At 71.4% G+C, this 17906-nt stretch carries 16 protein-coding genes; 8 read left to right on the top strand and 8 right to left on the bottom strand.

The features are described from left to right. The first annotated feature begins 12 nt into the window (after positions 1-12). Positions 13-888 carry a Bax inhibitor-1/YccA family protein gene (locus Q9R13_RS09835; protein WP_310964946.1) on the top strand — a complete coding sequence of 292 codons (876 nt, stop codon included), beginning with the start codon at positions 13-15 and terminating at the stop codon, positions 886-888. A 15-nt stretch (positions 889-903) separates the two neighbouring features. Here Q9R13_RS09835 and Q9R13_RS09830 read toward each other — a convergent pair whose 3' ends face one another. Continuing rightward, positions 904-1938 (bottom strand): SGNH/GDSL hydrolase family protein, encoded by a 1035-nt coding sequence (locus Q9R13_RS09830; RefSeq protein ID WP_310964945.1) that lies wholly within the window; start codon positions 1936-1938, stop codon positions 904-906. Between the two features lie 38 nt (positions 1939-1976). Between Q9R13_RS09830 and Q9R13_RS09825 the strand changes: the two genes are divergently transcribed. Continuing rightward, positions 1977-3401 (top strand): cystathionine beta-synthase, encoded by a 1425-nt coding sequence (locus Q9R13_RS09825; protein WP_310964944.1) that lies wholly within the window; start codon positions 1977-1979, stop codon positions 3399-3401. Positions 3402-3694: 293 nt separating this feature from the next. On the opposite strand, the gene Q9R13_RS09820 is transcribed toward Q9R13_RS09825, so the two are convergent. Then, complete coding sequence (locus Q9R13_RS09820) at positions 3695-4570, bottom strand: cobalamin-binding protein (protein WP_310964943.1); 876 nt, start codon at positions 4568-4570, stop codon at positions 3695-3697. A 33-nt stretch (positions 4571-4603) separates the two neighbouring features. Here Q9R13_RS09820 and Q9R13_RS09815 point away from each other — a divergent pair, with 33 nt between their 5' ends. Further along, positions 4604-5323 (top strand): VOC family protein, encoded by a 720-nt coding sequence (locus Q9R13_RS09815; protein ID WP_310964941.1) that lies wholly within the window; start codon positions 4604-4606, stop codon positions 5321-5323. Positions 5324-5432: 109 nt separating this feature from the next. Beyond that, positions 5433-6695 carry a PP2C family protein-serine/threonine phosphatase gene (locus tag Q9R13_RS09810; protein ID WP_310964939.1) on the top strand — a complete coding sequence of 421 codons (1263 nt, stop codon included), beginning with the start codon at positions 5433-5435 and terminating at the stop codon, positions 6693-6695. Here the strand turns inward: Q9R13_RS09810 and Q9R13_RS09805 are convergent. Then, the gene (locus Q9R13_RS09805) at positions 6692-8401 is read right to left on the bottom strand and encodes a glycoside hydrolase family 2 protein (RefSeq protein ID WP_310964938.1); all 1710 of its coding nucleotides are present in this window, start codon (positions 8399-8401) and stop codon (positions 6692-6694) included. The genes Q9R13_RS09810 and Q9R13_RS09805 overlap by 4 nt on opposite strands. A 63-nt stretch (positions 8402-8464) precedes the next feature. On the opposite strand from Q9R13_RS09805, the gene Q9R13_RS09800 reads away from it, so the two are divergent. Together Q9R13_RS09800 and Q9R13_RS09795 are read left to right on the top strand one after the other, a co-directional pair. Then, positions 8465-10411: an aconitate hydratase gene (locus Q9R13_RS09800; RefSeq protein WP_310964937.1), complete on the top strand. Its 1947-nt coding sequence runs from the start codon at positions 8465-8467 to the stop codon at positions 10409-10411. 67 nt (positions 10412-10478) lie between these two features. After that, positions 10479-11678, top strand: a complete 1200-nt coding sequence (locus tag Q9R13_RS09795; RefSeq protein ID WP_310964936.1) for an ATP-binding protein — start codon at positions 10479-10481, stop codon at positions 11676-11678. Positions 11679-11693: 15 nt separating this feature from the next. Here the strand turns inward: Q9R13_RS09795 and Q9R13_RS09790 are convergent, their stop codons facing one another. The 5 genes from Q9R13_RS09790 to Q9R13_RS09770 all read right to left on the bottom strand — a co-directional run bounded on the left by Q9R13_RS09790 (position 11694) and on the right by Q9R13_RS09770 (position 15229). Next, complete coding sequence (locus Q9R13_RS09790; protein WP_310964935.1) at positions 11694-12566, bottom strand: RNA polymerase sigma-70 factor; 873 nt, start codon at positions 12564-12566, stop codon at positions 11694-11696. Further along, on the bottom strand, positions 12563-13153 hold the full coding sequence (locus Q9R13_RS09785; RefSeq protein ID WP_310964934.1) for a carboxymuconolactone decarboxylase family protein: 591 nt from the start codon (positions 13151-13153) through the stop codon (positions 12563-12565). The genes Q9R13_RS09790 and Q9R13_RS09785 overlap by 4 nt, the downstream gene beginning before the upstream one ends. Positions 13154-13265: 112 nt before the next feature. Continuing rightward, positions 13266-13421 carry a DUF6131 family protein gene (locus Q9R13_RS09780; RefSeq protein WP_310964933.1) on the bottom strand — a complete coding sequence of 52 codons (156 nt, stop codon included), beginning with the start codon at positions 13419-13421 and terminating at the stop codon, positions 13266-13268. A gap of 130 nt (positions 13422-13551) precedes the next feature. Beyond that, complete coding sequence (msrA, locus tag Q9R13_RS09775; RefSeq protein WP_310964932.1) at positions 13552-14193, bottom strand: peptide-methionine (S)-S-oxide reductase MsrA; 642 nt, start codon at positions 14191-14193, stop codon at positions 13552-13554. Positions 14194-14293: 100 nt separating this feature from the next. Further along, on the bottom strand, positions 14294-15229 hold the full coding sequence (locus Q9R13_RS09770; protein WP_310964931.1) for a DUF5995 family protein: 936 nt from the start codon (positions 15227-15229) through the stop codon (positions 14294-14296). A gap of 154 nt (positions 15230-15383) precedes the next feature. Here Q9R13_RS09770 and Q9R13_RS09765 point away from each other — a divergent pair, with 154 nt between their 5' ends. Continuing rightward, entirely contained in the window at positions 15384-16550 is a 1167-nt protein-coding gene (locus Q9R13_RS09765; protein WP_310964929.1) for a cystathionine gamma-synthase, read from the top strand. Then, complete coding sequence (locus Q9R13_RS09760; RefSeq protein ID WP_310964928.1) at positions 16543-17898, top strand: glutamate mutase L; 1356 nt, start codon at positions 16543-16545, stop codon at positions 17896-17898. Before Q9R13_RS09765 ends, Q9R13_RS09760 begins: the two co-directional genes overlap by 8 nt. Positions 17899-17906: the final 8 nt, after the last annotated feature.

Below are 17906 nucleotides of genomic sequence, written 5' to 3'. Positions count from 1 at the left end.
GAGGAGGAGACCATGCAGAGTCGCAACCCCGTCTTCGCGCGAGCAGCGGGCTTCAACGGCCGCAACGCCAACGGCAACCCGACCTACGCCGGCAACGGGCAGACCTACGCCGGCTACGGTGACCCCTCGACCTGGAGTGTCGGCGGCGGAGCTCCGACCGGCGCCGGGCACGCGGCGCCGCCCACCCACGCGCCGGCGTCCACCGGCCCGATGACCATCGACTCGGTGGTCCAGAAGACCGGCCTCACCATGCTGGTCGTCGTCCTGGCCGCCGCCGCCACCTGGCTGCTGACCGGCAACGTGGCCACCGACGCCCACGCGCAGCAGACCGTGAACATGCTCGCCATGGGCGGCGCCATCGTCGGCTTCGGCCTGGCGATGGCGAACTCCTTCAAGCGCCTGGTCAGCCCGGCACTGGTGCTCGCCTACGCCGTCTGCGAGGGCGTGTTCATCGGCGCGATGAGCAAGGTGTTCGAGGCGATGTGGCCCGGCGTCGTCGTCGGGGCGGTGCTCGGCACCGTGGCGGCGGTCGGCGGCACGCTGGCGGCGTACAAGTTCTTCAACATCCGGGTCAGCGACAAGTTCCGCAAGTGGGTCACCGCGGCGATGTTCGGCTTCGTCGCTGTCGTGGTGCTCGACTTCGTGCTCGGCTTCTTCCACGCCAGCTTCGGGTTCAACGGTCTGCACGGACTGGGCTTCGTGGCCAGCATCATCGGTCTCGGCCTGGGTGTGCTGATGCTGATCCTGGACTTCGACTACGTCGAGAAGGGCATCGCCGCGGGCCTTCCCGAACGAGAGTCGTGGCGCGCGGCCTTCGGCCTGACCGTGACCATCGTCTGGATCTACATCGAGATGCTGCGCATCCTGGCCGCGCTGCGCGGCAACTAGCGCACCGTCGCCGGGTCAGCCGGCAGAACCTTCGGGCACGCCCGGGGAGTCCTCGGACTCCTCGGGCGTCTCGCTGTCCACGTGCCGTGGCCGGCGGCGGCGCATCAGCATCACCCATCGGCCACCGGCGCCGTGCCTGGTGCCGGCGACCTCGGTGCCGCCCAGCTCGGTGCCCGGGTGCTTGCTCGCCTCGACGGCCGCGTAGCTGATCGGCAGCACGCCCTCGCCGCGCAGGGCCACGGGCTCGGCCTCGTCGTCGGGTGCCAGACCCAGCAGCGCCAGCAACGATGGCACCAGTACGGCGGCCAGCGACCGATAGCCGGCCGCGGACGGGTGGAACTGGTCGGGCCCGAACAGCAGCGCGGGTGCGGCGGCGAACTCGGGACCCAGCACGGATCCGAGCGACACCGTGCGGCCCCCCGCCTCGACGACCGCGATGGTCTGCGCCGCGGCGAGCCTGCGGGACCAGGCTCGGGCGACCGAGCGCAGTGGCTGCGGGATCGGCCGGACCGTGCCCAGGTCGGGACAGGTTCCGACCAGCACGGCGACCCCGGCGCTGTGCAGGCGCTGGACCCCCTCGCCGAGGTGCCGCACCGACACCGACGGCCGGACCCGGTGGGTGACGTCGTTGGCACCGATCAGGATCAGCGCGACGTCCGGCTCGGTGCCCAGTGCTGCCTCGACCTGAGCAGCCAGGTCGGCGGACTGGGCGCCCACCTTGCAGAACTCGTGCAGGTGCACCCGGCGGTCCGCGTGCCAGGCAATGCCGGAGGCGATCAGCGCCCCGGGCGTCTCCTCGACGCTGTGCACGCCGTACCCGGCGGCGGAGGAGTCGCCGAGGAAGGCGATCTTGATCGCCGGACCCGGGCGGCCGCGGCCGTACCAGCCGGAGGAGTCGGGCACCCGCCCGTCGAAGTAGCCGATCACTCGCCGCGCCACGGTGGCCTCGGCGCGCAGCACGCCGTACAGCGAGGCGCCCAGCACCGACAGGCCGCCCCCGCCGTACACGGCGGCAGCAGCGAGGCGACGTGCGGCGGCGGCCTTGCTCATGGGCACAGCCTACGGACGGCGCCGACTATGTTGAGGCCATGCGCTATGCCAACTCACTGCTCGACCTGATCGGCAACACCCCGCTGGTCCGGCTCGACCGGACCCTGGACAGGAGGCCGGACGCGGGTGCCGGGGCCGCCGACCGTGGCCCGCTCGTGCTCGCCAAGGTCGAGTACCTCAACCCCGGGGGGTCGGTGAAGGACCGGATCGCGGTCCGGATGATCGACGCCGCCGAAGCGTCCGGCGAGCTCAAGCCCGGCGGCACCATCGTCGAGCCGACCTCGGGGAACACCGGCGTGGGCCTGGCCCTGGTCGCCCAGCAGCGCGGCTACCGCTGCATCTTCGTGTGCCCCGACAAGGTCAGCGAGGACAAGCGCAACGTCTTGAAGGCGTACGGCGCCGAGGTGGTCGTCTGCCCGACCGCGGTGGCCCCGGAGCACCCCGACTCCTACTACAACGTCTCCGACCGGCTCGTCCGGGAGACGCCGAACGCCTGGAAGCCCGACCAGTACTCCAACCCGAACAACCCACGCTCGCACTACGAGACCACCGGGCCGGAGATCTGGGAGCAGACCGACGGCCGGATCACGCATTTCGTCACCGGCATGGGCACCGGGGGGACGATCACCGGGGTCGGTCGCTACCTCAAGGACCGCAGCGCCGAACGAGGCGGGCGCGGGGTCCAGGTGGTCGGCGCCGATCCGGCTGGATCGGTCTACTCGGGCGGCACCGGCCGGCCCTACCTGGTCGAGGGCGTGGGGGAGGACTTCTGGCCCGACACCTACGACCGGGACATCGCGGACCGGGTGATCGAGGTCTCCGACGCCGACTCCTTCGCGTTCACTCGCCGGCTCGCGCGCGAGGAGGGGCTCCTCGTCGGTGGTTCCTCGGGGATGGCCGCCTTCGCCGCGGTACAGCTGGCCAAGGAGCTCGAGGGCACCCGGGAGGGCGACGACGCGGTCATCGTGGTGCTGTTGCCGGACTCCGGTCGTGGCTACCTCACCAAGGTCTTCAACGACGAGTGGCTGGCCCAGTACGGCTTCCTCCCGGCCGCGTCCGGCCGCACCGTGGGGGAGGTGCTGCGCGGGAAGAGCGGGGAGATCCCGGCGCTGGTGCACACCCACCCCAACGAGACCATCGCCGAGGCCGTGCACATCCTGCGCGAGTACGGCGTCTCGCAGATGCCGGTCGTCCGCGCGGAGCCGCCGGTGATGGCGGCCGAGGTGGCCGGCTCGGTCTCCGAGCGGGTCCTGCTCGACGCGCTGTACGCCGGAAGCGCGAAGCTGGCCGACCAGGTGGAGGAGCACATGAGCGACCCGCTGCCGACCGTCGGCTCGGGCGTTCCCGTCGCCGAGGCGGTGGCGGCCCTGGCGAACGCCGATGCCCTGCTGGTGCAGGAGGACGGCCGTCCGATCGGTGTGCTCACCCGTCAGGACCTGCTCGGCTTCCTCGCCCGGGCCTGAGCCGATCCGGGCAAAAAGTCCGTTTCGCTGCCAAGCCCCTCGCCGCCCTCCTACGCTTGGACAGGTGCATCAGCCGGGACCTCAACCCCTTCCGGCCTGTGCCACTGCCCGCGTTGTCGGGCATCGAGCCCACACGGAGGTCCCTCCACATCTCCGGGCTGACGGGCAGGGCGGGGAGGCCCAAACTCGTGTCGGGTCTCCCCGCCGTATGCTCCGCCGAGGTCGTCGAGGCGGCGCAACTTTGCAGCCGTAGCCCGTCGAGGCGGCGCAACTTTGCCGAGCGCGGTGTGACCTCAGCGCAGCTGCTGGGCGATCGGCGAGGCCGCGACCACGCCCGGGTGCAGGATGCCGGCCAGTGCCTCGATCCCGTCGACCAGCCTCGGCCCCGGCCGGGCGTACGACGCGTTGGCATCCACCGCCCACACCGGGACATCAGGTAGCCGGTCGAGCACCCGACCGGCCAGCTCCAGCGACCCGGCCAGGTCGAAGCCGCAGGGCGCGCACACCACCAGGTCGGGCGCCGACGCGTGTACGTCGTCCCAGGTGACCCGGACCGACTTCTCCCCGGCCGTCCCCAACGTGGGTACGCCGCCGGCGAGCTCGACCATCTCCGGGACCCAATGCCCCGGCGCGTACGGCGGATCCGTCCACTCGAGCAGCATCAACCGGGGACGAGGCCGGCCGGCCACCGCCGACCGGACCGCCTCGATCCGTCGCCGCAGCCCGTCGACGAGGGCCGCGGCCGATCGCTCCCGACCGGTGACCTGCCCGAGGGTGAGCACGGAGGCGAGCACCTCGTCGAGGGTGTGGGGGTCGACGGTCAGCACCTGCGCCGTACACCCCAGGTGCGCGAGAGCGTCGTCGACCACGGACACGTCGACCGCGCAGACCGCGCACAGGTCCTGGGTGACGACGAGGTCCGCGTCCAGGCCGGACAGCGCGCCCTCGTCGAGGTGGTAGAGGTCGTCCCCTCGCCGCATCGCCTCGACCACGAAGGCATCGATCTCCTCGGGCAGCAGTCCCTCGGGCATGGCGCTGGTGGACACGATGGTGCGCCGCCGGGCCTCGGGTGGGAAGTCGCACTCGAAGGTGACGCCGACGACGTCGTCGCCGGCGCCGAGCGCGAACAGGATCTCCGTGGTCGAGGGCAGCAGGGACACGATGCGCACGAGAACGACCCTACGGGTGCTTGACTCGGTGGCATGTGGCTGACCGCGTTCCTCGACCTCCCCGCGGACGGCTTCGACGACGGTGTCGCCTTCTGGCAGGCGGTCACCGGACTCGGGCTGTCTGGCACCCGCGGCGACTCGGGCCAGTTCGCCACCCTCGTGGCGGACGACTCCGACGACTGGCTCCGGGTGCAACGCGTGGGTGCTGGCGGCCCGCGCGTCCACCTCGACGTGCACAGCGATGACCCGGCGCGGGTGCGTGACCATGCGATCCCCCTGGGTGCCCGCCTGGTCGACGAGTCCGACGTGGTCGTGATGGCCTCGCCCGGCGGCCTTCCGTTCTGCGCCGTGACCGGCGCCGAGCGCCGCCCGCCCCGGCCACGCACCTGGGACGGGCACAGCAGCCTGGCCGACCAGGTCTGCATCGACATCCCGCCGGCGCTGTTCGACCAGGAGGCGATGTTCTGGTCGAGGCTGCTCGACCGTGAACTGCAGCCCTCACCGGGGTACGACGAGTTCGCGAGCCTCGCCCGGCACTCGGGCGACTCCCTCCGGGTGCTGCTGCAGCGGCTCGAGAGCGGCGACACGACCCGGGCGCACCTCGATCTGGCCTGCGACGATCGCGACGCGGAGGTGTCCCGGTTGCGGCGGCTCGGTGCCACGGAGGTACGCCGTACGGCGGGCTGGACGACGTTGCGCGGCCCCGCTGGCATGGAGCTCTGCGTGACCGATCGCCGACCCGGGTACCCCTGAGTCAGGGAAACCCGGTGGCCGGACCTCGTCGGCAGTATCGTCACCGACAACGTGCGTCGCGGGCTCTCCAGCAGCCGGGGCCGGCGCAACAAGGCGTGGGAGGAGACCCGTGTCCTCGACCGACCCAAGCAACGATCCCGGCGGGCAGCTGCACCGTCTCGAGGCGGTCACGGACCTGGCGCTGACCCAGCTCGACCTCGACGATCTGCTGCCCGAGCTGCTCGACCGGGTCCGCGACCTGCTCCGCGCCGACACCGCCGCGGTGCTGCTGATGGACGACTCCGGCCAGCACCTCCTCGCGACGGCCGCCCGCGGGCTCGAGGAGGAGGTGTTCCAGGGGTCTCGGATCCCGGTGGGGCGCGGGTTCGCCGGGATGGTCGCGAACAGCCGCGAGCCCGTGGTCGTCACGGAGGTCAGCCCGGCGACCGTGGTCAACCCGGTGCTGCTCCACAAGGGGGTGCGCTCGATGCTGGGCGTGCCGTTGCTCGTGGGCGACGAGGTCCTCGGCGTGCTCCATGTCGGCTCGCTGCAGCCGCGGGAGTTCAGCCCCGACGAGGTGGCCCTGCTGCAGCTGGCCGCGGAGCGCGCCGCCAGCGCGGTGAGTCAGCTCCGTGCTCGGACCTCGCGTCAGGCCGCCGGCGTCCTGCAGCGCGGCCTGCTTCCCAGCGGACTGCCCCGCCAGTCGGGTCTCGAGCTGGCCGCCCGGTACGTCCCGGGCGGCCAGCTGGGCGTCGGCGGTGACTGGTACGACGTGTTCGACCTGCCAGGGGAGCGACTCGGCATCGTGGTGGGCGATGTGGCCGGGCACGGTCTCCTGGCTGCCATCGTGATGGGCCGGCTGCGCAGCGCCTTGCGGGCCTACGCGCTGGTCGAGGACGATCCCGGCCGGGTGCTGGACCGGCTCGACCAGCTGATGCGGGCGTTCGAGCCCGACCAGATGGCGACGGCGGTGTACCTCGTCTATGAGAAGCGGACCGGCCTGGCCCTGATCGCCTCCGCCGGTCATCTGCCTCCGATGGTGGGGCATCGCGAGTCGTCGCTGCTGCTGGCCCTGGGCGAGGACCCACCGCTGGGGACGGTCGACGAGGTCGAGCGGCGCACCACGGAGATGGTGGTGCTCCCGGGCACTCGGATCTGCCTCTACACCGACGGGCTCGTCGAACGTCGCGGGCAGGACATCGACACCGGCCTGTGGACCATGCGACGTGTCGTCGCGGCCGCGGCGGACGACAGCGCGGACCAGCTGGCCGCGCTGCTGATGTCGGAGCTGATCGGGCAGGAGGGCGCCGAGGACGACGTCGCGCTGCTGGTGCTCCGACGGCCCGAAGGCGGGGATGACGAGGACGCCGTCGGCGGCCCGGTCCAGGTCTAGGTCGAGGGTCGCAGCAGGGCCAGGGCCGCGCGCACCGTGTCAGCAGGGATCTTGAGCACCTCGCGGTCCCAGGTGAGCAACCCGTTGAGCTCGTCCTCGACGTCGCTGAGCTGGGTGTAGACGGTGGCCGAAAGCCCGCGTGGCACTGTCGGTGCGACGACGTCCGCGTGCAGCCTGGTGAAGCTCTCGGCCAGCTCGGCCGGCGTCCGGAACCGGCGGTAGCCGAACTCGCGGTCGCTCCAGTCGTGGCCCTCGATGCGCAGGCTGTGGCCGCCGTACTCGCTCAGTGCGATGACCCTCCCCCGACGGTCCGGGCGCGGCATCCGCCACGGCCGCACATAGCGGTGGAACGCGCGCAGGTCGCCGCCGCCCTGGTCGATCCAGCCACTCACCTGGCAGATCTGCCGGCCGGTGTCCAGGCCGACCACCTCGGCGGCGATCTCCTCGGAGTCGAACTGTCCCCAGCCCTCGTTGAACAGCACCCACACCGCGATGCAGGCCGTGTTGCGCAGCAGCGTGACGGTACGTCGGACCTCGTCGCGGAACTCCGCCCTCGCGTCGGCGTCGTCGCGGTGGAAGAGCCGGTGCCGCCGGTCGGAGAGGCGCACCGGTCGCCTCGCGGGCAGGTCCGCGACGAGACGGCGGTAGCGGCCGCCGCCGTTGACCATGTCCTGCCAGACCAGGATGCCGAGCCGGTCGCAGTGGTGGTACCAGCGCAGCGGCTCGACCTTCACGTGCTTGCGCAGCATGGTGAAGCCGAGCGACCTCATCGTGGCGATGTCGTGCACCATCGCCGCGTCTGACGGCGGCGTCAGCAGCCCGTCGGGCCAGTAGCCCTGATCGAGCACGCCGACGTGCTGGTAGGGCGCACCGTTGAGCAGCAGCCGCGGTCGGCCGTCCTCGTCCGGGCCGACGCCGAAGCTGCGCAGCGCGCCGTACGCGTGCACGGTGTCGTCACCGACGGTGAGGTCGAAGTGGTGCAGGTGAGGGTCCTCCGGCGTCCACGGGTGGGGGTGCTGAGGCACGACCCGCCGGTGGTGCTCCCTGCCGTCACTGGTGTGCGCGACGACGTCGAAGCGGCCACCGGGCAGATCGGGGGTGATGGTGAGCTCGCGGATGTACGGCGTCGGCACCGGCTCGAGCCAGACGGTCTGCCAGATGCCCGACTGCGCGGTGTACCAGATGGTGCCGCGGTCCAGGCGCTGCTTGCCGCGTGCGTGCGGGCCCGTCTCCGAGAGGTCACGCACCCGGACGACCAGCGTGTCCTCATCGTAGGTCACGGCGTCGGTGACGTCGATGGTGAACGGCAGGTAGCCACCGATATGTCGGCCCACCTCGACGTCGTTGACCCACACCGTGCAGGACTGGTCGACGGCGCCGAAGTGCAGCAGCAGCCGGCCTCCCTCCGGTGGCCGCGGCGCCGTGAACACGCGTCGCTGGAAGAGCCACTCGTCGGGCCGCAGCTGCCGACCGACACCCGAGAGCGGAGCCTCCGGCGAGAACGGCACGACGATCTCACCGTCCCACTGCTCGGGTCGGTCCGGCGCCGTCCCGAACGCGTACTCCCAGCGACCGTTGAGGTTCTGCCAGACGTCGCGGACCATTTGTGGCCGTGGGTATTCGGGCCACGGCGCGTCCGGGTCGACCTCACGCCCCCAGCGGGTCAGCAGCGGCTGCAGCGGCTGGTGCTCCGCGGACGTGGCCATGCGGCACAAGTTAGCGAGTCCCGCTGCTGGGTACCTCCCGGGAGTCCGTCAACAGGAGGCTGCATGGCCGCGCGCACCGTCGCCCACAAGCTGATCGCCGACCACCTCGTGTCAGGCGAGATGGTACCGGGTGACGAGATCGCACTGCGCATCGACCAGACCCTCACCCAGGACGCCACCGGGACCTTGGTGATGCTCGAGCTCGAGGCGCTGGGGCTCGAGCGCGCCCAGACCGACGTCTCCGTCCAGTACGTCGACCACAACCTGCTCCAGGCGGACAGCAACAACGCCGAGGACCACGCCTTCCTGCGCTCGGCGTGTCAGCGGTTCGGGCTGTGGTTCTCCAAGCCGGGCAACGGTGTCTCGCACCCGACCCACATGCAGCGGTTCGGGGTGCCGGGCAGGACGATGGTCGGCTCCGACAGCCACACGCCAGCTGCCGGATCGCTGGGGATGCTCGCGATCGGTGTCGGCGGACTCGAGGTGGCACGGGCGATCGCCGGCGAGCCTCTCTACCTCACCATGCCGCAGATCTGGGGCGTCCGGCTGACCAACGAGCTCCGGCCGTGGGTGAGCGCGAAGGACGTGATCCTCGAGATGCTGCGCCGCCACGGCGTCAAGGGTGGGGTCAACCGGATCATCGAGTACTACGGTCCCGGAGTCGACACGCTGACCGCGATGGACCGGCACGTGATCGCCAACATGGGCGCGGAGCTGGGGGCCACCACGACGGTGTTCCCGGCCGACGACCGGGTGCGCGAGTTCCTCGACGCCGAGCAGCGGTCCGACGACTTCGTCGAGGTGCTGGCCGACGACGGCGCAGAGTACGACGTACGCGAGGCGATCGACCTGGCCGCGGTCGAGCCGCTGATCGCCCTGCCCAGCTCTCCGGGCAACGTGGTGCCGGTCCGCGAGGTCGAGGGCAAGCCCGTCGAGCAGGTGGTGGTCGGGTCGTCGGCCAACCCGGGGCTGCGCGACTTCGCCATCGTCGCCGAGATCGTCAAGGGACGGCAGACGGCTCCCGGGGTCTCGCTCGACGTGAACCCGACGTCGCGGGAGAGTCTCGAGGACCTGATGCGGATGGGCAGCGCGTTCGACCTGATCGCAGCCGGGGCCAGGCTGCACCAGTCCGGCTGCATGGGCTGCATCGGCATGGGCCAGGCGCCGACCAGCACCGGCAACAGCCTGCGCACCATGCCGCGCAACTTCCCGGGCCGCTCGGGCACCGCCGACGACTCGGTCTTCCTGTGCTCGCCGGAGACCGCCGCTGCGGCCGCCCTGACCGGCAGGATCACCGACCCCCGCGAACTGCCCGACCTGCTCGGCATCGACTACCCGGCCCTGGCACTGCCGGCGGTCGCCAGCGTGAACACATCGATGCTCGAGCCGCCGTTGCCACCGGACGAAGCCAGCAGGGTGACTCTGGTCAAGGGCGCGAACATCTCCTCGCTGCCCGACTTCGACCCGCTGCCCGACCGCCTCGAGCTGCGGGTGGAGCTCGTCGTGGGCGACGACGTCTCCACCGACGAGATCCTGCCCGCCGGGGCCCGCGTGCTGCCGTTCCGCAGCAACATCCCGCGGCTCGCGGAGTTCACCTTCACCGACGTCGACCCGGAGTACGCCGGCCGGGCAGCCGCCGGCGACGGACACGCCATCGTGGGCGGCTCGAACTACGGCCAGGGCTCGTCGCGGGAGCACGCGGCGCTCGCCCCGCGCCACTTGGGGCTCAGGCTGGTGCTCGCGGCGTCGTACGCCCGGATCCACTGGCAGAACCTGGCGAACTTCGGCGTGCTCGCCTTGGAGTTCGTCGATCCCGCGGACCACGACCGGATCCAGCAGGGGGACGTTCTCGTCCTCGACGAGGTCCGCGAGGCCGTTGCCTCGGGTCCAGAGCTCACCGTGCGCAACGAGACCCGTGACGAGGTCTACGCCGTTCGGCACCGACTCTCCGAGCGGCAGATCGCGATGGTGCTCGCCGGCGGGATGATCCCGTGGCTCCGCGAGGGGTGAGTCCGGCGCGGGTGGATACGTTGTTATACTTCGTCCAAGTATCTCAACCTATCCCGTCAGGAGCCGGATGGCTGCGCTGCCCAACCCCTACACGCCCGGGCAGGTGCCGCGCGTGCTGGCCGGGCGAGCCGTCGAGCTGGACACGATTCGCAGCCAGATCGCACGCGTCGCGCAGTACGGTGAGATCGGCGGCCCGCTGCTGGTCTTCCACGCGCCTCGCGGGGTGGGCAAGACCTCGCTGCTGCGCACGGCCCAGCGCCAGGCGCAGGCGCAGGGATGCCTGACCGCCTGGATCTCCTGCTCGCGGTCGCGGACCTTCCTGCCCGAGCTGCTGCGGGCCGTGGAGCGGAGCCTGCAACGCGCCGACGTGGTGCCCCGCAACGAGGCCCGTCGGTGGCGCTCCTTCCTCGACCGGATCACGCTCGAGCTCGGCGTCCCCGGCGTCCCGGTGAAGGTGAGCGCGACCCTCGCGTCGGGCGACCGGCCGGCACCCGACCCGGGCTCGGCACCGATCGGCGCCCTTGAGGACCTCCTCCACGACACCGCGGTGCGGGTGCGCAACCGCGGCGGCGCCGGCCTGGTGCTGTTCGTCGACGAGCTCCACGCCGCGTCCGCCGACGAGATGTCGATCCTGCTCAACGCCTTCCAGAACCTCGACGGTGACCGTGAGGACAACCCGCTCGCGGTGGTGACGGCCGGGCTTCCGGTCACCCCCGAGGCGCTGACCCGCGCAGCCACCTTCGGTGAGCGCAGCTCCTTCGTGCCGCTGGACCTGCTCGCTCCCTCGGACGCCCGAGCCGCCCTGGCCGACCCGGCCGACGCGCTCGAGGTCGGATGGACGGCAGCGGCGCTGGGCGCGGTGGTCGACGAGGCGCGGGGACACCCGTACTTCCTCCAGCTGCTGGGCAGCACGACGTGGACGGCGGCGGGTCCCGAACCGGGCGGCCGGCTCACGCTGGTCGACGTACGGCGTGGCATCCCGGCCGCTCGCCGGCAGATCGAGGCGATGCACCGGGCGCGGTGGAACTCGGCGACCCGGGCCGAGCAGGCCCTGCTCCTGGCGATGGCGCAGGCCGAGGCGGCCGGCTCGGGCACCGGCAACGTGACCCGGGCGGCGATCGCCGAGGGGATGGGCATGGAGTCGCGGTCGATCAGCGTCCCGCGCGACCGGCTGATCGAGAAGGGCGTGATCGAGCCGGTCGGGCATGGCCTGGTGCGGTTCACGCTGCCTGGCTTCGGGGCCTACGTCCGTGACCGCGACGACTGATCCGGCGACCCGCCGTCAGCGGCGCACCTCGCGGAGCAGCTCGAGGCCAGCGAGCTTGTCGGGGTTGCGGACCAGGTAGACCTCGGTGATCTTGCCGTCGACGGCGTGCACCGTGCCGATCGAGTCCAGCTCGCCGTTGGCGTAGAGCAGCATCGCCGGACGCCCGTTGGCCGTGGTCCAGGCGAAGTCGAACTCCTTGCCCGCCTCCTTGCGCATCACGCCGATCAGCCACCGCGCGACCTTCTCGGCGCCGTGCAACGGTCGCAGCGCGGCCTGCTTCTTGCCGCCGCCGTCGCTGAGCAGCACGACGTCCGGGGCCAGCAGGTCCAGCAGCGGCTGGATCTCACCGGTCACGGAGGCGGCCAGGAACCGCTCGGTGACCTCGCGGACATCTTCGGCAGGAGTCACTCGGGGCCGCCGCGCCTGCACATGGTTGCGGGCGCGGCTGGCGAGCTGGCGGACCGCTGCGGGACTGCGGTCGGTCGCGGTCGCGATCTCGTCGTACTCGAAGCCGAAGACGTCGCGCAGCACGAACACCGCTCGCTCCAGGGGGGTCAGCGTCTCCAGGACGAGCAGCATCGCGAACGACACCGAGTCGGCGAGCTCGATGTCCTCCAAGACGTCCGGCGCGGTGACGAGGGGCTCGGGCAGCCACGGTCCGACATACGTCTCCCGCTGGCGCTGCAGGGTGCGCAGCCGGTTGAGGGACTGGCGGGTGACGATCCGGACCAGGTAGGCCCGCGGGTCGCGCACCTGGTCCTGGTCGACCGCGTCCCAGCGCAGCCACGAGTCCTGGAGGACGTCCTCGGCGTCGGCCGCGCTGCCGAGCATCTCGTAGGCGACGGTGAACAGCAGGCCGCGGTGCTCGGTGAACGGGTCGGTGCTCACCGCCGGAGCTCGCAGTGCTCCTTGAAGCCCTGGCTGGTCAGCCCCAGCGCGCTGTTGAACCGGGACCGCTCGTTCTCGACCGCGATCATCATGGTCAGCTCCACGAAGGCATCATTGCCCAACTCGGAGCGCAGCGACTCGGCCATCTCGTCGGTCACCGTGGGCGGGGTGGACGTCACCGCCTCGGTGTACTCCAGGACCCGGCGCTCCTGTGCGGTGAAGACGTCGGAGTCGCGCCAGCGCGGCACCTCCTCGAGCTTGCTGGTGTCCAGCCCGGCACTGTGCGCAGCGAAGTAGCCGAAGTCCATGCACCAGCTGCAGCCGATCATGGCCGCGGCGGCCATCTGGGCGAGCGTCTTGAGGTCCGGGTCGAGGCGCTTCCACTTCGCGACGCCCTTCTCGAACCTCAGCACCGACCAGAGCACCGGCCGGTTGTGCAGCATGGCCAGGCCGTTGTCGAGGACGTCGCCATAGGTACGACGCGAGTACCAGCTCATCATCTTGCCGATCAGCGAGTCACCGGTGTCGAGCGGCACCCGCACCGCGGACCGACGCGCCTGCGCGCTGTCGTAGACCTTCGCACTCATCTCGCTCCTCCTCGTGTGTCCAGGTTCTCGGGGGTTCGACATGGTGACACCGGCCGGCGTGTCTGTGTGACACGGCCGGCCGGTGCATCGTGTGCGTGGTCGTTCCTACACCTCACCAGTAGTGGCGGCGCGGACCCACTGCCCTCCCCATCGTGCCGAGGATCCAGAGCACGGCTCCGATGATCACGAGGATGATGCCGATGGTCCACAGGATCGCGATGTTGAACACCGCTCCCAGGATCAAGAGGATGACACCGAGGATGATCATGCGAGTTCCTCTCCCTTCCCAAGGCGGTCGCCGTTGACCGCGGCGTGCAGGTGCCCAAGGGGAGGCAATTCACACCGCCGCATCCCAGCGCCGACGGTTCCCTGCGATGCGCAGGCCCCGATCGGGGCCGTCAGCGGGGGACCGGGACGTCCGTGGCGGCGTGGCAGCGGTACCCGAACGGGTTCCTCGCCAGGTACTGCTGGTGCGCGGGCTCGGCGTAGTAGTACGTCGGTGCGGGGGCCACCTCGGTGGTGATTGGGCCGTATCCGCGCCGGGTCAGCTCGGGCTGGTAGCGCTCGATCACCGAGCGTGCGACCTTCTCCTGCGCCGGGTCGGTGTAGTAGATCGCCGAGCGGTACTGCGTGCCGAGGTCGTTGCCCTGACGCATCCCCTGGGTCGGGTCGTGCACCTCGAAGAAGGTCACCACCAGGTCCTCGTAGGAGACCTTCGTCGGGTCGTAGACCACCCGGACGGCCTCGGTGTGACCGGTGCGCCCGGTGCAGACCTCTTCGTAGGTCGGGTGCGGGGTGAGCCCGCCGGCGTACCCGACCGAGGTCGACCAGACGCCGGGGACCTGCCAGAAGATCTCCTCGGCGCCCCAGAAGCAGCCCAGGCCGAACAGCGCGACCTCGAGACCCGCGGGCACCTCGTCGGTCATCACCGGCGCGTCCAGCACCACGTGCCTGTCGGGCAGCGGGAAGGCGGGAGCGTCCCGGCCGGGCAGCGCGTCGTCGGCGGAGGGCAACTGGGTCTTGGAGCGGTTGAAGAGCACGGTTCCATTCTCTCCGGCCGCGCAAGCGATCGCGCCGGCGACCGGTTCGGCCGATCGTGGACGGAGCGGTCGGGCGTCGGTCCGGACCGCGGCTGACGCACTACCGGTGGGTGGCGCAGTAGGCGTCGCGCGCCTTCGAGTGGTCGGTGCTGCGGAAGATCGGCATCGCCTTGATCATCCGGGCCTGGGTGGCGGCGTACTGGTCGATGTAGTGGCCGACCATCGCCCTCTGCTGCGGCGTCCTGGCGTCCGCGAGCATCTCGGCGTTGCGCCAGACCGCCTCCCGCCACAGCCGCATGATCGTGCCGGCCGCGGTCAGTGTGAACGGAGGGACGTCGTAGGTGTTGAACGTCGGGTCGAACCGACGCGCCTCCTCGCCGAACACCGGCCCGTAGAGGGTGTCGAGGCGGTCGTTGTAGGCGTTGTGGTCCGGCTTGTGGCTGGTGCCGTCCTTCGCGGTGAGACCGTCGACCACGAGCGCCCGGGGGAAGTCGTTGTTGATGTGCGCGTTCATGTTGAGCATGAAGTCGCCCAGTCCGTTCATCTGGCGGTCGTGCGAGGCGTCGAGTGCGACCTTCCAAGCCGGCGGCACGCCCCGGCCGTCGCGATAGCGGTCCATCGTGCGGAAGTACATGTGCGCGAAGACCGCGTCGAGCCGGGTCAGCCAGCGCCGGTCGGCGAAGTAGCCGTGATCGGTGGCGTTCTTGACGTTCTGTGTGACGCGCAGGTAGGCGAGGGCGAAGATCGCGTCGTGGCTGCACGAGCGGGCCAGCGGCTGCAGGCGCCGCTGCATCGTGGTGATCACCCGATCGATGCACGCCGGCTTCGCGCTGCGGCAGATGCTGCTGCGATAGGGCCGGTACGGCGTCGGCAGCGCGGGCAGCGCCGCGATCACCGGGTCGGTCAGCTCTGGCGTGACCAGCGTCCCCAGGGGGTTGCCGGGTCCGCCGCCGGGACCCGTCGCGGTCGCGTGTGCCGGAGCGCAGGCGAGCACGATCAGCACGCTGAGGACGAGCAGGACCTTGAGCAGTCTCATGGAAGCCGCAACGAGCAGCGTCGGCTGCGGCTACGGGCCGCGCGGAGCAGGGCCTGCTTTGCTCCGCGTCGGCGCATAGGGTCGGGGTCATGAGCACCCCACGACGTCCTGCTGCTCCGTTGCGGTCCTCCGCACCAGGGAACGGCGACCCCGCGTGAGCACCCGGGAACAGGCGAACAAGGCCGGCTTCGAGACGCGTGCGATCCATGCCGGCTACGAGCCCGACCCCACCACGGGGGCGGTGATCCCGCCCATCTTCGCGACCAGCACCTATAAGCAGGACGGTGTCGGCGGCCTGCGGGGCGGCTACGAGTACAGCCGATCGGCCAACCCGACCCGCACCGCGCTGGAGGGGAACCTGGCCGCGCTCGAGGAGGGGGAGCGCGCCTTCGCCTTCGCCTCCGGGCTGGCGGCCGAGGACACCCTGATCCGCACCGTCTGCGCGCCCGGTGACCATGTGGTCATCCCCGATGACGCGTACGGCGGCACCTTCCGGCTGTTCGACAAGGTGGCCCTGCGCTGGGGCGTCGAGCACTCCTCGGCGCCGGTGTCCGACGTCGACGCGGTGCGCGCGGCGATCAGGCCCGGGACGACCCGGTTCGTCTGGCTGGAGACGCCGACGAACCCGCTGCTCAACATCGGGGACATCGAGGCCCTGGCCGCCGCCGCCCACGACGCCGGGGCGCTGCTGGTGGTCGACAACACCTTCGCCTCGCCGTACCTCCAGCAGCCGCTCACGCTCGGCGCGGACGTGGTGGTGCACTCCACCACGAAGTACTGCGGCGGCCACTCCGACGTGGTCGGCGGCGCCCTCGTGGTCCGTGATCTCGAGTTGGCCGAGAAGGTCGCCTTCCACCAGAACTCGATGGGCGCGGTGGCGGGTCCGTTCGATGCGTGGCTGGTGCTCCGTGGGCTGAAGACGCTGGGCGTGCGGATGGACCGGCACTGCGACAACGCCGAGCGGGTGGTCGACTTCCTCAGCGCCCACCCATCGGTCGGGCAGGTGATCTACCCCGGTCTCGAGACCCACCCCGGCCATCAGACCGCCGCCCGTCAGATGCGGCGCTTCGGCGGGATCGTCTCCTTCCGGGTCAACGGCGGCGAGGCCCAGGCGCTCCAGGTCTGCGAGCGCGCCGACGTCTTCACCCTCGGCGAGTCGCTCGGCGGCGTCGAGTCGCTGATCGAGCATCCGGCCCGGATGACCCATGCGTCGGTCGCCGGGACCGACCTCGAGGTGCCCGCCGACCTGATCCGGCTCAGTGTCGGCATCGAGACCGCGGACGACCTCCTCGCCGACCTCGAGCGGGCGTTGGGTGGCTGAGCTCGTCCTCTGCGTCGACTTCGGCTCGACCTTCACCAAGGCGCTTCTCGTCGACGTGGACGGCGGGGGACTGCTGGGCACGGCCACCCACCGGACCACCATCGACACCGATCTGATGGACGGGTACGACGGCTGCGTTGCCGCCCTGCGTGCCGACCACCCCGACGTGGACGCGGCCGAGCAACGGGCCTGCTCGTCGGCCGGTGGTGGGCTGCGGATCGTTGTGGTCGGTCAGGAGGAGCTGGTCACTGCGGAGGCCGGACGTCGAGTGGCGCTGTCGAGCGGGGGCATCGTCGTGGGCGTGCTCAGTCACCCGCACCCGCCCGGGTCGTGGCAGGAGCTCGCCGCCGAGGCCCGCCCGGATGTGGTCCTGCTGACCGGCGGGACCGACGGGGGCAACGCCGCCCCGCTGCTCGAGAACGCGGCCGAGCTCGCTGCGGGAAGCTGGCGCGGGCCCGTGGTGGTCGCCGGCAATGCCGCGGCGCGGGAGCAGGTCAGCGCGACGCTGACCGACGCCGGTCTGCCCGTCGTACTGACCGGCAACGTGCTGCCGCGCATCGGTGAGCTCGACCCGGAGCCTGCCCGGTCCGCCGTGCGGGAGATGTTCCTGGCGCACGTGATCGGCGGCAAGCAGCTCAGTGCCCGGCCCGAGTTCGTGTCGATGGTCCGCGGAGCGACGCCGGACGTGGTGCTCACCGGGGTCGAGGTGCTCGCCGAGGCGCTCGACCTGGGCACTGGCGTCGCGGTGGTGGACGTGGGCGGCGCGACCACCGACGTCCACTCGGTGGTCCGTCTCGATCCCGAGACCGCTGAGCTGCGCCGAGACGTCGTCGCGGTGACCCCGGTGACGCGCACGGTCGAGGGGGACCTCGGGATGAGATGGAGCGCGGTGTCGACCGTCTCCGCCGCGATCGACGCCGGGCTGGCCGATCCGATGCTGGTGCCCGCGGGGGAGCGACGTACCGCCGACCCCGGTTTCCTGCCGACCACGGAGGCCCAACGCGTCGACGAGGAGACGATCGCCCGAGCGGCGGTCGTGCTCGCGGTACGCCGGCACGTCGGCCGGTCCCGGGTGGTGATGTCCCCCGACGGCCGCGTGGTCGAGCGCAGCGGCAAGGACCTGCGTGAGATCGACCTGATGGTGGGCTCCGGCGGCGTGTTGCGCAACGCCTCGGCTGCCACGGCGTCGGCGATCCTGGCAGCGGCGACCGGCGAGTCGACGGACGGCTGGCAACAGCCCGCGCGGCCACGGGTCGTCGTCGACCGGGTCCATCTGCTCGTCGCGGTCGGCCTGCTCGCCGGGGACCATCCCGCCGCGGCGGCCGGACTGGCCCGACTGCTGGCATAGCCTGTGCA

This window comes from Nocardioides marmorisolisilvae (assembly GCF_031656915.1).
In the GTDB taxonomy this organism is placed as follows: Bacteria; Actinomycetota; Actinomycetes; order Propionibacteriales; family Nocardioidaceae; genus Marmoricola; species Marmoricola terrisoli.
Note: the sequence above shows the minus strand (reverse complement) of the source record. Positions and strands in the feature narration are given on the sequence as shown.